Here is a 13,595-nt window from a genome sequence, read left to right on the forward strand (position 1 = left end):
GCGGGGAGTATGCCGGTGCGTAACCAGCCCGACACCCCTCGCGTTGGGGTGACGTGGCTGGGGAGGGCTGGTACCGACGTGTCGTTCCCGTCTCCGCGCTCGGCGCCGGGACGGTGGCGGCGCTCGCCCTGCTCGTGCCCGGGGTGCGCGACCAGCTCGCGCTCTCGGCGACCCACCAGCAGCAGGAGTACGTCGCGCTCGCGTTCGCTCCGACACCGGCCGGCACCGTGGCGCCGTGCGGACCCGACCGCTCCGGGAGGGCGGCAGGGGTGCGCGTCGCCTTCGACGTCGGCAGCGAGCTCGCCGGCGACCAGGTCCTGCGCTACGTCCTCACGGTCGGCCCGCACCGGCACACCGGGACGGTGGCCACCCGCCCCGGGGAGGTCACCCGGGTGACCCGGGTGCTGCCGCGGCCGCACGCCCGCACCTGGCCGGTGGTGGTCCGCCTCCCCGAGGCCGGTCGCGTCGTGCACGCCCGGTGCGGTGGCGACCGGACGGCGCCGCGATGAGGGTCGCCGTGGTCACGCCCCGGTTCCCTCCCGACCCCGGCGGCGTGGAGCAGTACGCAGCCTGGGTGGTCCGGACCCTGCGCGACGCCGGCCACGACGTCCGCGTCGTCACGACCGGCCGCTCGCGGCGCACCCGCCACATGACGTACGACGGCGTGCCGGTCGTGCGGCTGGGCACCTGGTGGACCGTCTCCAACACGCCGGTCAACCCGCTGTGGGCCTGGCAGCTGCGCCGGCACCTGCGGGGGGTCGATGTCGTCGACGCGCACGCCCCGGTGCCCGGCCTGGCCGACCTCGCTGCGTACCTCTCCCCGGCCCCGGTGGTGCTCACCTACCACGCCGGCTCGCTGGCCAAGGGTGGTCGCGTCGACCGGCTGCTGCGGGCCTACGAGCGGCGGGTGCTGCCCCGCGTCTTCGACCGGTGCGCCGCGCTCGTCGCGGTCTCGCCGGTGTCGCTGGCCCAGGCGACCGGCCGGGCGCGGCTGATCCCGCCGGGTGTCGACGAGGCGACGTTCTCGCCCGGGTCCGAGCCGAGGTCGAGGAGCGTGCTCTACGTCGGCCGCGTCGAGCGGACCTCGCGGTGGAAGGGCCTGCACGTGCTGCTCGACGCCCTGGCGCTGCTACGCGACCTGGTGCCCGGCGTCCGGCTGGACGTGGTGGGTGACGGCGACGACGTGCGGACCCTGCAGTCGCGGGCCGCAGCCCTCGGCGTCGCCGACCTGGTCACCTGGCACGGCTCCCGTCCGCACGCCGAGCTGCCCGCCTGCTACCGCCGGGCGGGCGTCACCGTGCTGCCCTCGCTCACCGAGGCGGAGTCCTTCGGGATGACCCTGGCCGAGGCGCTCGCCTGTGGCTGCCCGGTGGTGGGGTCCGCGGTCGGCGGCATCCCGTTCGTGGTGCGAGACGGGGTCGACGGCCGCCTGGTGCCACCCGGCGACCCGACCGCCCTCGCTGCGGCCCTGGCGGCCGTGCTCACCGACCCGCCGGTCGTCGAGACCTCGCGCTGGGACTGGGGGAGCCGGGTGGCCGACCGGCTCGCCGTGCTCGAGGACGTCGTCGCGCAGGCCGCCGGGCCGGCGGTCGTGGAGGGAGTCGCATGACCGTCGACCGGAGGGCTGAGCGGCTCGCCGCGAGCGTCCGCAGCCGGGTGCCCACCGCGCTGCTGCCGGCGCTGGTCGCCGCGCGCACCCGGCTGGCGTGGCGGCGCGCCTCGGTCCGCGAGGACGCCCGCGCCCAGATGCGCTTCCTGCTCGAGCACACCCGCCCCGCGGCCGGGCTCGACGCCGAGGTCGACCGGGTGGCCCGTGCCTACGTGCGCTACCAGGCCCGGCGCGGCGAGCTGCGGTGGCACCCGGAGCTGTTGACCAGCCTGCGCGTCGACGGCCTCGGGTTCCTGCGTGGGGCCCGCTTCGCCGGCCGCGGGGTCGTCCTCAACTTCGTCCACCACGGCTACTACGACGGCGCGTTCCCCTCGATCGCGCGGCTCGGCGTGCCCGCACACATGGTGGTGCACCCCTACATGCTGGGGCCCGAGGCCCCGGTGTGGCTCCAGCAGCACGTGCGGATCGGGACCGCCAACGGCGGCACCGCGGTCAGCTCGGCGGTCGGCACCGACGGCCTGCTGGACCTGCTGCGCCGCGGCCAGGTGGTCGCGATCGCCTCGGACGTGCCCGGCCGCACCCCCGTGACCCTGGCCGGCCGTCGGGTGCTCGGCTCCTTCGGTGCGGCCCGGCTGGCCTGCGACTCCGGCGCCCCGGTCGTCGTCCTGACCTCGGAGGAGGACGACGAGGGGCCGCTGGTCCGCCTCCACGAGCCGCTGGACCCGGCCGACCACGCCTCGCCCCACGAGCTCCTCCAGCGGATGATCGCCATCCACGAGCGGGTGCTGCTGCGGTGGCCGGAGGCCACCGACCTGCCGCTGTCGCGCTGGGGCACGCCGGTCGACGACCCTGAGCCCGGATCCGAGCGCAGCCCCGAGGTCGGCCGTGCGTGACGACACCGCCGTGCTCGACCCGGTCGAGCCGGTCTCCGTGGACATCACCCCGGTGCCGCGGCGCCCGCGCGGGCGGCTGCTGCCGCTGGTCGCGCTGGTCGCCGCCCAGCTGGTCGTCGCCCTGGACCTGCCGGTGCCGGTGCTGCGCCCGGCGGTCGCGCTGGTGACCTTCGTGGCGCTGCCGACGCTGGTGCTGCAGCGCCGCGGCCTGCCGGACGGCCTGCGCCACCGGCTGCCCTACGCGCTCGGGCTCGCCGTGCTCGGGCTGCTGGTGGGTGGCCTGGTGCTCGACACCGCGCTGCCCTGGGTCGGCGTCGACCGGCCGCTCGCGCCGGCGCCGCTCGCGGCCGCGTGGCTGGTGGTCGACGTGGCCCTGTTGCGACGGCGCGCGAACGTGCCGCTCGTGACCCGCAACGAGGTGCGCCGGGCCGGTCGCCGGCTGCTCGCGGCCCGGTTCGAGACAGCTCCGACGTTGGCCGCTGCCGCGCTGGTGCTGTCGGTCGCCGGCGCGGTCCGTCTGAACAACGGCGCTTCGGGAGCCGTGGCGGTGGCCGCGGTCGTCGTCTCGGGTGCCGCGCTGCTCGCGCTGCTGCTCGGGCGCCCGTCCGCCCGGGACCAGGTGGTGGTGGACGGCTGGGTGATCGGCCTGGTGTCCGCCGGTCTGCTGCTCGCGACGTCGCTGCGCGGCTGGCAGGTCACCGGCCACGACATCCAGGCCGAGTACCTCGCGTTCTCGCTCACCGACCATGCGCAGAGCTGGTCGATGGGCGCGCTGCCCAGTGCCTACAACGCCTGCCTGTCGGTGACCGTCCTCCCGACCGTGCTGGCCCAGACGACCGGTCTCCCGGGGCCGGTCGTCCTCACGGTCCTGCTGCAGCTGCTCTTCGCGACCGTGCCCGTGCTCACCTACCTGTTCGCGCGCCGCTTCGTCCCGCGCCACCTCGCCGTCGCTGCGGCGGTGCTGACGGTCGCGTTCCCGACCTTCTTCACCGACATGCCCTACCTGGTGCGCCAGGAGGTCGCGTTCTTCTTCCTCGCGCTGGTGCTGCTCGCCGCGACCGAGGCGCTCCCGCCGCGACGCGCCCGGGTGCTCGTGCTCGCGCTCTCGTCCGGGATCGTGCTGTCGCACTACTCCACGACGTACGTCCTGCTGATGGCGCTCGTGGCGGCCCTGGTCGGGGTGGGTGTGCTCGCCCTGGTCCGGCGGCGCCGCGGCGACCACCCGCAGGAGCCTGAGCCCCGCGAACCCCTGGTGCTGCTGCACCCGGCGGTGGTCGCCGGGCTCCTCGCCGCCACGCTGGCCTGGGCCGGGCCGGTGACCCACACCGGCGGCCACGCCCGCGAGGTCCTCGGCGACACGATCCGCTCGATCACGGGCCACGGGTCCGGGCCGGGGTCGTCGGACACCTCGTACTTCGTGCTCGGCCGGCTCCTGGGCGACCGCACCACGCCCGAGCAGCGGATGCACTCCTTCGTGCAGGCCACGCTCGACTACCGCCGCGAGCAGATCCCCCCGGCGCTGCGGGTCATCCCACGCCCCGGTCCGGCCGAGCTCGCGCCGGAGGTCCGCACCCAGCCGTCCACCCCGGTCAAGGCGCTCTGCGCGGTGGTCATGGAGGGCTTCCTCCTGCTCGGCCTGGTGCGGCTGCTGCGCCGGCGCCGGCTCACCGACGACGGCGACCCGCTGCCGCGGGAGGTCGCGCTCCTGGTGTGGGGGTCGATGGCGGCGCTGGGTCTGATCGTGCTGGTGCCCAACCTGTCGGTCGACTACGGCGTGCTGCGGGCCTTCCAGCAGACGCTGCTGGTCGTCGCCCCGGTGCTGGCCGCCGGGATGTGGCTGGTGGTCCGTCGGCGGTTCCTGGCCGCGGTCGTGCCGGTCCTGCTGCTGGTGGTGCTGGCCGGCACCCAGCAGCGGATCGCGCTGGCGAACGCCGGCACCTACTACGACCGCTTCTACGTCACCGACTCCGAGATGCAGGGGCTGCGGTGGCTCGGTGCCGTCGACCACGCCGACCGCACCAACGAGCGGCTCATCGCCAATCGCAACCTCGACGTGCGGCTGCTCGGCCTCAGCCTCAACCGGGCGCCGGTGGCGGACCGGCTCTACCCCACCCTGCTGTCGCGCGACTCCTACGTCCTCGTCGACGGCCAGGTGCTCGACCGGGGGGAGTCGACGGTCTTCTGGACCGGCGACCTGCTGACCTACCGCTACCCGCTCGAGAGCGTCGACCGACGGCTCGACCTGCTCTTCGACGCCCCCCAGGCCCGGGTCTACCGATGAATCACCCCACGACACGGTCCAGGACCGGCAGCCGGCTGCTCGGCAACTCCGTGCTGGTCTTCGCGACCACGATGCTGATGGCCGGCTCCGGCGCGGTCTTCTGGGTGGTCGCGGCCCGGCTGGCGCCGGCCGAGGACGTCGGGCTGGCCGGCTCGCTGGTCGCGGCCGGCGACGCCCTGGCGCTGTTCGCCCAGCTGGGTCTCAACATCGCGATCGTCCGCACGCTGCCGGCCAGCACCCGGCGCGCCGCCGACGTGGTGACCGCCGCGCTGGTGGTCGCCTCCGCCGGGGCGGCGTTCGCCCTGGGCTACGCGCTGCTGCTGCCGGTCGTGTCGCCCCGGCTGGGGGAGGTGCTGTCCTCGCCGGTCCCGGTCCTCGTGTTCGCGGTGCTGGTCGCGCTGACCGCCCTCAACGTGCTCACCGACAGCGTGTTCCTGGCGCTGGACCGGGTCTGGGCCTACCTGCGGCTCAACGGGGTGCTCCTCGGCGCGCTCAAGATCGGGCTGCCGTTCCTCCTGGCGGGGGCCGGGGCGTTCGGCCTCTACGGCTCGGTCGGCCTGGCGGTCGGCGCGTGCGCCGTCGCCAGCATCGTGGTGATCCTGCGTGGCCTGCCGGGCCCGCGCCGGCCCACCCCGTCGCCCGAGCTGCTGGCCAACCGGGGCTTCGCCGCCGCCGGCTACGTCACCTACGTGCTGACCGTGCTGCCGCTGCTGGTCTTCCCGCTGATCGTGGTCAACGCGCTCGGCTCGGCGCGGGCGGGCACCTGGTTCATCGGCTTCCAGGTCGCCGCACTGCTCAACGCGGTCGTGCTCGCGGTCGCCAACCTCACCTACGCCGAGGTCGAGCGGGCGCGGACCGACCGGCACGCCGTCGTACGACGCAGTGGTCTGCTGCTGCTCGCCGGGTCCCTCGTCGGGTGCGTGGCGATGGTGGTGCTCGCGCCGTGGCTGCTGGCCATCTTCGGCGACCACTACGCGAGCACCGGCACCGCCACCCTGCGGGTGCTGGCGCTCGCCTGCGTGGGCGCGGCCTTCAACTACTGGGGGATGATGCGGCTGCGCCTGGCCGGGCACCTCGCCGCGATGATCGGGACCCAGGTGGTGAGCACCGTCGTGATGCTGGTGCTGGCGGCCGCCCTGGCCGGGCACGGCACGGCCTGGGTGGCCGCGGCCTGGGGCATCGGCCACGCTGTCGGGGGCGCGCTCGGGTGGCTGCTGACCGCGACCGTGGTGCCGTTCGACGACGACGCCCCGGTGCCGGTCCAGGAGATGGAGCCCGCGTGACGACGGTGCGCAACGGTGCCCTGACGGTCGTCCTCCACACCCTGCGGGTCGTCCTGCGCGCGCTGTCTCACGTCGTCCCGCAGAGCCACTCGGTCGTCGTCTCGGCCAGCCCCGAGACCGAGGGCAACGGCGTCGAGACCGCGGCCGCCCTGCTGCGGGGGTACGCCGGCCGCGTGGTGTGGCTGCGCGACCGGGGGCCGGTCCCGGCCGAGGTCGCCGTCCTCGCGGCGCAGGACCTGGTGCTCGTGCCGAAGGCGAGCCTGCGGGGGCTGTGGGCCTACCTGCGTGCCGAGGCGGTGCTGTTCACCCACGGCCTCTACGGCAGTCCGCGCCCGGTCGCCCGCAAGCCCGTCGTCAACCTCTGGCACGGCGATGGCCCGAAGGACGTCACCCCCGGTCGCGGGGTCGGGGCGCTGATCGCGAGCACCTGGTTCGTCGGGAGCACGCGGCTGTTCTCGCCCTGGCAGGCCTCGCTCTTCGGCGTCCGGCCCGAACGGGTGCTGCTCACCGGCAACCCGCGCACCGACCGGCTCTGGGACCCGCCCCCGGCCGACCGGCTCGAGCGGCTCGGCATCACCGGTCCCTTCGTGGTCTGGATGCCGACCTTCCGGCGGCCCCGCCCCGTCGGTGCCGTGCAGGTGGTCGGCACGGTGGCGGACGAGGCGGACGACGGCCTGGCCGCGCTGGTGCCGGAGCTGCTCGCGCGGCTGCGCGAGCGCGGGCTGCAGCTGGTCGTGAAGCCGCACCCGATGGACGCCGACCGGCGCCGGTGGCCCGGCGCGGTGGTGGTCGAGGAGCCGGACCTCGTCGCCGCCGGCGTCACGATCTACGGCCTGCTCGGCGCCTCGGCCGGCCTGGTCACCGACTACTCCAGCGTGTGGGTGGACTACCTGCTGCTCGACCGGCCGCTGGCCTTCCTGGTGCCGGACCGCGACACCTACGACCGGCCGCTCCACCCGCCCGACGTGCTGGACTGGGTGCCCGGCGAGGTGGTGGACCCCACCGACCGCCCCTTCGTGGAGCTGCTCGCCGACCTCGACGCCGACGGCCGGCTGGGGGCGGCGCGGCGCCACGAGGTCGCCGAGCGCATCGGCCTGCAGCGGTCGCGGTCCGCGGCGGACGACCTGGTCAGCGCGCTGGTCGCGGCCGGGGTGCTGCCGCCCGGCTCCCGGACGTGAGGCCGGCGGCCGCCGGTCGCAGCGCGTCGCTCCGGCCGCGCAGGAACGGGCGCTCGAGCCACCGGAAGCTCAGCCAGGTCAGGCCGACGGCGGCCGCCACCGCGATCGGCCCCAGGACCAGCCGCGGTGCCGGGGCGTCCTCGAGCAGGAGGAACGGCACGACGTGCCACAGGTAGAGGCTGTAGCTGCACCGGCCGACCGCGGCCACTGCGGGGTGGCTGAGCAGGCGGTGCACCGGGGAGCGGGTGGGGCCGGCACCGCCGGCGTACCCGTGGTGGACCAGCACGAGGGTGGCTGCGACGCCGACCGGGATGCCGACGAACCCGTAGACGGGGCTGTGCCCGTCGGCGCCGAGCAGGGCGTACGCCGCGATGGCGGCGAGCGCGACCGACGCGGGGAGCCCGCCGCGGCTGGTGGGTCGCGCCCCCGCGCTCAGGTGCAGCGCGAGCGCCCCGCCGGCGAGCAGCTCGGCGAAGCGGGCGAGCGGGCCGAAGTAGAAGGGGAACGTCGGGAGCGGCAGCGCAACCAGGTAGAGCGCGACCACGGCGACGGCGGTGAGCCGGGCCAGGCGAGCGGCGCTCCAGCCGCGCCGGCGGGCGAGCAGGACGAGCAGCGGCCAGAGCAGGTAGAAGTACCACTCGACGGCCAGTGACCAGGTCTGGCCGAAGGGTTGCAGACCGGGCAGCCAGAGGCTGCCGGACTGGTCGGTCGCCCACACCGACGACGCCTGGGTCAGGACCAGGACGCCGCGGCGGGCGACCTCGACCGGACCCGCGGGCGCCCACGGCACGGCGGCGTAGAGGACGACGGAGCCGGCGACCAGGCCGACGAGGGCGGGGTAGAGACGGAGCACGCGGCGGTGGACGAACGCCCGGTAGCCGGCCTGCTCCGGGCGCCACAGCAGCGTGGTGATGATGAAGCCGCTGAGCACGAAGAAGACGTCGACCCCGATCGAGCCGCCGTGGAACAGCGGGACGTACCAGCTCACCCAGTGCAGGGCGAGGACCGCAGCGATCGCGACGGCCCGGATCCCGTCAAGGTAGGCGAACCGCGCCGTCTCTCCCACGTGCGCGTAACGACGACCACCGGACGTCCGTTATGCGGGGCACGGGGAGGTACGGACCAGCGCTGCGCTGGCCGTGGAGGGAGAACGGTGTCGCACCACCGCAGGAGCCTGCGCCCCGCTGCCGACATGGCTGCCGTCACGGCGGTCCTCACGGCTGCCGCCCTGATCGTCGCCGCGCTCGGCGCGTCGCTCGTGGCGACGCCGCCCGCCGCGGCAGACGCCGTCGGGCCGCGTCGGCCCGCCGCCGGTCCGACGCTCCGGGCGGGACGGATCGTCGCGCTGCCGGCGGTCCGCTCGGGCTCGGTCGTCGACGCGTACGGCGTCGGCATCCACCTCAACTTCCTCGACACCCCCTACCTGGACTACCAGGCCGTGGCCGACGCGCTGAGCGACCTCGGGGTGCGCCACGTCCGCGACGACCTCTACCTCGACGCGCCACGGGAGTACCGCGCGATCCGCGCGGTCGCCGCCCGCGGCATCGGCTTCGACCTGATCATGGGCCGCCCCGGCACGGGTGCGACCCCGACCGAGTACGTCGAGACCGTGGCCGACCACCTGCCCGTCGGCTCGGTCGACGCCCTCGAGGGCGCCAACGAGTGGGACCTGTTCGGCGGCGGCGACCACTGGCCCGCCGAGGTGACCGCCTGGCAGCGTGACCTCTTCACGGCGGCCCGTGCCGAACCGGCCACCGCCGGCATCCCGGTGCTGGCACCGGCCCTCGCGTTCTCCTGGAGCTACGCCGACCTCGGCGACCTGTCGGCCTGGAGCGACCTCGCCAACGCGCACATGTACCCCGGCGGCTACGAGCCGTCGGCGGTCATCGGTCAGATCACCCAGGCGGTCCGGACGGTCGTCCCGACCGCGCCGCTCGTCACGACCGAGGCCGGCTACACCAACGCGGTCAACGGCTCGGGCCACCACCTGCCCGTGCCCGAGGACGTCTCGGCCACCTACCTGCCGCGGCTGCTGCTCGACCACGTCCTGGCCGGCGAGCGGCGGGTGTACTCCTACGAGCTGATCGACTCCTTCGACGACCCCGGCGCGACGGACACCGAGGCGCACTTCGGGCTGCTGCGCCACGACCTGAGCCCCAAGCCGGCGTACACGGCGATGCGGAGCCTGCTCGCGCTCCTGGCGGACCCGGGGCCGACGTTCACACCCGGCCGGCTCGCCGTGACCGCCGACGGGCTGCCGACGGACGCCCGCTACCTGCTGACCCAGCGGCGCGACGGTCGGTTCGTGCTGCTGCTGTGGCGCGACGTCCGGGTCTTCGACCCGCAGGAGCAGACGCCGTTGACCGTCACCTCCGCCGCGGTGACGCTGAGGTTCGCGACCAGCCACCGGCTGACGGTCCACCGACCCACCGACGGGCCGCGCGCGGTGGCCTCCCGGGTCGGCACGACGCTGCCGCTGCGACTCGGTGGTCAGGTCGTCGCGATCACGGTCGACCCGGTCCGCCCACCCGCGCCGACGGGCGTCTCCGCCCGCCCGGGTCCGGGCCGCGCGGTGCTGTCGTGGCGGCTGCCGCCGACGTCCGCGCGCGTCACCGGCTTCCAGGTCGTGCGCACCGGCCCGGGCCCCGACGAGCGCTGGCGGCTGCGTCCGGGAGCCCGCTCGCTGCGCGACCGGGGGCTGCGCGACGGCCGGCGCTACGCGTTCCGGGTCCGGACCACCGGTCGGGACGGGTCCTCGCGAGCGGTCGTCGTGCGCGTCGTCCCGGGATGACGATTCCCGTGCGGAACCGGACCCCGGTGGTCGATGCTGTCGACCGTGGTGGGGATCACGGCGCTGGCGGGCGACATCGACCAGCTGCACATCGAGATCAACGGCGGGCTGCAGCTCGCGATGAAGATCATCATCGCCCTGTTCCTCTTCGGGGTCGCCCTGGACGTCCGGTTCGAGGACCTGGGGTACGTCGTGCGCCGGCCGCTGCCGATCGCGGTCGGCCTGGTCGCCCAGTTCGTCGTCATGCCGGCGCTGACGGTGCTGCTCACCCACGCGCTGGACGTGCGCGGCTCCGTGGCGATCGGCATGATCCTGGTGGTCTGCTGTCCCGCCGGGAACCTGTCCAACATCTTCACCTACCGCGCCCGCGGTGACGTCGCGCTCTCGATCTCGTTGACGACGGCCTCGAACGTCGTGGCCCTGGTGCTCACCCCCATCGCCGTGGCGTTCTGGACCGGGCTGAACAGCTCGGCGGACGCGCTGATGCGCGACGTCTCGATCGACCCCTGGGAGATGGTGCTCGAGATCGCGCTCCTGATCGGCGTGCCGTTCTCTGCCGGGCTCCTGGTCTCGTGGCGGTTCCCGAGATTCGCCGAGCGGGCGCGGCCCGTCGTCGAGCCCGGCGCGCTGGTCCTGCTCCTGCTCATCGTCGTGGGGGCCCTCGCCGGACAGCTCCAGACCTTCCGCGACTACGCGGGCGTGGTGGCGATCGCGATCATCGTGCAGAACGCCGTCTCCCTCGCAGTCGGGAACCTGACCGGGCGGTCGCTGCGGCTGCCGGTGCCCAGCGTCCGGGCGATGACGTTCGAGCTCGGCGTGCGCAACACCGGGCTGTCGGTCGTCCTCGCTCTCGGGTTCTTCGGTGACCTGGGCGGGGTCGCGGTCGTCGCCGCCCTGTGGGGCATGTGGGACTCGTTCACCGGCCTGCTGCTCTCGACGTGGTGGCGTCGCGCCTCGATCCGAGCGGGGGAGACGGTGGCGGTCGGCGGACCCACGCCGGACGGGTGAGCGCTCAGCGCAGGTGCACGGTGCGGATCTGCGTCGCCCGGGCGGTGCGCAGCACCAGCCGGGCCTCGTGCACCCGGTCACCGGCCAGGGCGGCTCGCGCCTGGGCGGTCGCAGGCAGCCGCACGGTCGTGCCGTGGCCGGCGAGCCGCACCGTCGAGGTCGCCAGCACGGTGCCGCGGCGCACCTCGGTGCCCGGCACGCGACGCGTGGCGACCACCGAGAAGGCGACGGTCCGCCGCAGGTCGGCGTCGACGGCCAGCAGCACGGCCGGCCGGGGACCGTCGGAGACGACCGCCGAGCCCTCCGGCCGGACCCCGGTCGGCGTCACCGACACGGTGGCGGTGGCCACGTCGTCGTACGACGCCGTGTCCTCGCTGCTGGTCGACACCCGTGCGGTGTTCTCGATGTCGCGCGAGCCCTGGTTGCCCGCCGAGGTGCGCACGTCGATGCAGGTGAGCCCGTAGGAGACCGGCAGAGCGGCGTCGGACGGGTTGTAGAAGCGGAAGAGGCGGGTGACCGGCTGGGGGTCGGTGCCGAGCGGGTCGCCGGAGTAGTCCACCCAGGCGACGATGCCCTTCGCGCCGTTGCGGCAGGTCAGGCTGCGCTCGATCGTGCCCTGGGCCGGGACCACCGCCGACCCCGTCAACTCGGTGACGGCGAGCTGGTGGGTGTGGTCGCGCACGAAGCCCAGCGTCGTGCGCAGGCAGCGGGCGGTCAGCGTGACCTGCCCGTCGTGCTCGGTGCGGACGGTGAAGTGCCGGCCACCGTCGATCGGCCGGCTGGTCACGGTGCCGTCACCGGAGAGGAAGTCGAAGCCCGGGGTGATCGCGATCGTGCCCGCGCCGCAGGCGAGGTCGACGCCGTGCTCCCCGGTCGCGAACGTCCGGGTCGTCGTCAACGAGTCGGAGATGACGACCGGGTGGGAGTGGTCCTCGCCGGAGACGGTGTGGTCGCTGGTGCACACGACGTTGACCTTGGCCTGGAGCTGGCCGGTGGTGTCGTTGCGGACCGTGCCGGTCCAGCCGCGTCCGTCGGCGGTGGCCTGCGAGCGCAGGACCATGGCGTCGTCGAAGGTGCCGGTGCCCTGGTCGACGTGGTCGAGGCGGACGCTGCCGTCGGTGGCCAGGTAGCCGCCGGGGCACTGGGTGGTCGCGGACCCGGTCTGGCCGGCCAGCACCGAGAGGTGGCTCTCGATCTTGGTGACGTCGAGCTGGTGGTCGTGCCCGGTGATCGAGCTCGGCAGCGCGTCGACGAGCACGGTGATGCGCGCGCTCGCGTCCTTGCCGGCCTCGACGTCACCGAGCAGGCACGTCACGGTGCCACCGGCGGCCGAGCAGCCGGCGCTGCCGGAGACGTAGGTCGTGCCCTTCGGCAGCACGTCCGTCACGACGACGTCGCGGGCGACGCCGGGTCCCGCGTTGGTGGCGCGCAGCGTGTAGGTGACCTTGTCGCCGGGCGCCACGATCGACACGTCGGCGGTCTTGGTGAGCGCCAGGTCGGCCGGCAGGGGAGCGTCGTCCTCGGTCTCGATCGTCGCGTCGTCGGCGTCCGAGACCGGCTTGTCACCCGGCGGCGTGCCGGAGGCGGTCGCGACGTTGGTGACCGAACCGGCCTCGACCTCCTCGGCGGTCACCGCGTGCGTCAGCGCGGGCAGCAACGGGCAGGTCGTCGACTCACCGGGTGCCAGCTTCTCGGCGCACAGCGCACCGTCGAGGCCCAGCATCTTGTCGGTGACGGTGACCTTCTCCAGGACCGTGCTCCCGGTGTTGGAGACGGTCATCGAGTAGGTGAGCTCCTCACCGAGGGTGGCGACGCCGTCGCCGGAGGCGTCGGTGACCCGCTTCTCCAGGTGGATCGCCGGCTCCTTCGGCGGCTGCGCCTGGCAGCCGTCGACCCAGAAGACCTTGCTCTTCTTGTCGGCTCCTTGGGAGCCCGGGGTGTCCACGGTCAGCTTCACGTGGAAGCCCTGCTTCGGCTGCGGCTCGCCGTGGAAGGTCAGCGTGTAGACCTCGCGGCCGTCGAGACCGGTCGGCGTCCCGGCGCCACTGGCCGGGTCGCCGCCGACGAAGACCTCGGAGGGGCCCTTCACGTCGAGGACGGCGTCGGCGGTCGGGGCCCAGGACTCGAACCGGACGTGCGAGATGATGTCGGCGCCCTCGTCGAAGCCGTACCACTCGACGGTGAAGGTGCAGCCGACGTGCGGGTCGTTGTCGGGCGGGGCGTCCATGTCGCCGAGCTCGGCGACCTTGACGGTGCCGTTGTTGCCGGCGGGGTCCTTGCCGCTGCCGGCGGAGGCCGGTCCCGCGGTCGGCACGAGCGCGACGAGCGAGAGCGTCAGCGCCGCCACCAGGACGACGCCCACTGGCACGATGCTCCGGGCAAGCCTGACCGCACCGCGGCGCGCCGCGGTGCCCACCGGCGTGGACACAGCCGATCCCCCCTTGCCGCGGCCCGTGCGCACCCCCCCGGTGCGTGGAACCCTCCGGTCCGCGGCTCACTCGACGGTAGCGCCGGGGAGACCCGCCCGGTCGCGCCCAGGAAGGGGTAGAGGA

General features: G+C 74.7%; 10 protein-coding genes. 8 read left to right on the forward strand and 2 right to left on the reverse strand.

Annotated features, from left to right (window positions below):
• The first annotated feature begins 53 nt into the window (after positions 1 to 53).
• From ACILRH_RS07845 to ACILRH_RS07870, 6 genes are read left to right on the forward strand one after another with little or no spacing between them, the layout of a single operon-like run.
• A complete protein-coding gene (locus ACILRH_RS07845) occupies positions 54 to 509 on the forward strand; it encodes a hypothetical protein (RefSeq protein ID WP_395692167.1) in 456 nt (151 codons plus the stop codon).
• Positions 506 to 1,609 carry a glycosyltransferase family 4 protein gene (locus ACILRH_RS07850; protein WP_395692169.1) on the forward strand — a complete coding sequence of 368 codons (1,104 nt, stop codon included), beginning with the start codon at positions 506 to 508 and terminating at the stop codon, positions 1,607 to 1,609. The genes ACILRH_RS07845 and ACILRH_RS07850 overlap by 4 nt, the downstream gene beginning before the upstream one ends.
• Positions 1,606 to 2,502, forward strand: a complete 897-nt coding sequence (locus ACILRH_RS07855) for a hypothetical protein (protein ID WP_395692170.1) — start codon at positions 1,606 to 1,608, stop codon at positions 2,500 to 2,502. Before ACILRH_RS07850 ends, ACILRH_RS07855 begins: the two co-directional genes overlap by 4 nt.
• Complete coding sequence (locus ACILRH_RS07860) at positions 2,495 to 4,783, forward strand: hypothetical protein (RefSeq protein ID WP_395692171.1); 2,289 nt, start codon at positions 2,495 to 2,497, stop codon at positions 4,781 to 4,783. The genes ACILRH_RS07855 and ACILRH_RS07860 overlap by 8 nt, the downstream gene beginning before the upstream one ends.
• Positions 4,780 to 6,066 carry a lipopolysaccharide biosynthesis protein gene (locus tag ACILRH_RS07865; RefSeq protein WP_395692172.1) on the forward strand — a complete coding sequence of 429 codons (1,287 nt, stop codon included), beginning with the start codon at positions 4,780 to 4,782 and terminating at the stop codon, positions 6,064 to 6,066. Before ACILRH_RS07860 ends, ACILRH_RS07865 begins: the two co-directional genes overlap by 4 nt.
• On the forward strand, positions 6,063 to 7,244 hold the full coding sequence (locus ACILRH_RS07870) for a CDP-glycerol glycerophosphotransferase family protein (protein WP_395692174.1): 1,182 nt from the start codon (positions 6,063 to 6,065) through the stop codon (positions 7,242 to 7,244). Before ACILRH_RS07865 ends, ACILRH_RS07870 begins: the two co-directional genes overlap by 4 nt.
• On the opposite strand, the gene ACILRH_RS07875 is transcribed toward ACILRH_RS07870, so the two are convergent.
• The gene (locus ACILRH_RS07875) at positions 7,195 to 8,310 is read right to left on the reverse strand and encodes an acyltransferase family protein (protein ID WP_395692176.1); all 1,116 of its coding nucleotides are present in this window, start codon (positions 8,308 to 8,310) and stop codon (positions 7,195 to 7,197) included. The genes ACILRH_RS07870 and ACILRH_RS07875 overlap by 50 nt on opposite strands.
• Positions 8,311 to 8,436: 126 nt before the next feature.
• Between ACILRH_RS07875 and ACILRH_RS07880 the strand changes: the two genes are divergently transcribed.
• Both ACILRH_RS07880 and ACILRH_RS07885 read left to right on the forward strand, forming a co-directional pair.
• Complete coding sequence (locus tag ACILRH_RS07880; protein WP_395692177.1) at positions 8,437 to 10,035, forward strand: hypothetical protein; 1,599 nt, start codon at positions 8,437 to 8,439, stop codon at positions 10,033 to 10,035.
• A gap of 45 nt (positions 10,036 to 10,080) precedes the next feature.
• Positions 10,081 to 11,043, forward strand: a complete 963-nt coding sequence (locus ACILRH_RS07885) for a bile acid:sodium symporter family protein (RefSeq protein WP_395692179.1) — start codon at positions 10,081 to 10,083, stop codon at positions 11,041 to 11,043.
• A 4-nt stretch (positions 11,044 to 11,047) separates the two neighbouring features.
• Here the strand turns inward: ACILRH_RS07885 and ACILRH_RS07890 are convergent, their stop codons facing one another.
• Positions 11,048 to 13,405, reverse strand: coding sequence for a DUF11 domain-containing protein (locus ACILRH_RS07890; protein WP_395692181.1), 2,358 nt, complete (start codon positions 13,403 to 13,405; stop codon positions 11,048 to 11,050).
• Positions 13,406 to 13,595 lie beyond the last annotated feature (190 nt).

This window comes from Nocardioides sp., from assembly GCF_044226765.1.
In the GTDB taxonomy this organism is placed as follows: Bacteria; Actinomycetota; Actinomycetes; order Propionibacteriales; family Nocardioidaceae; genus Nocardioides.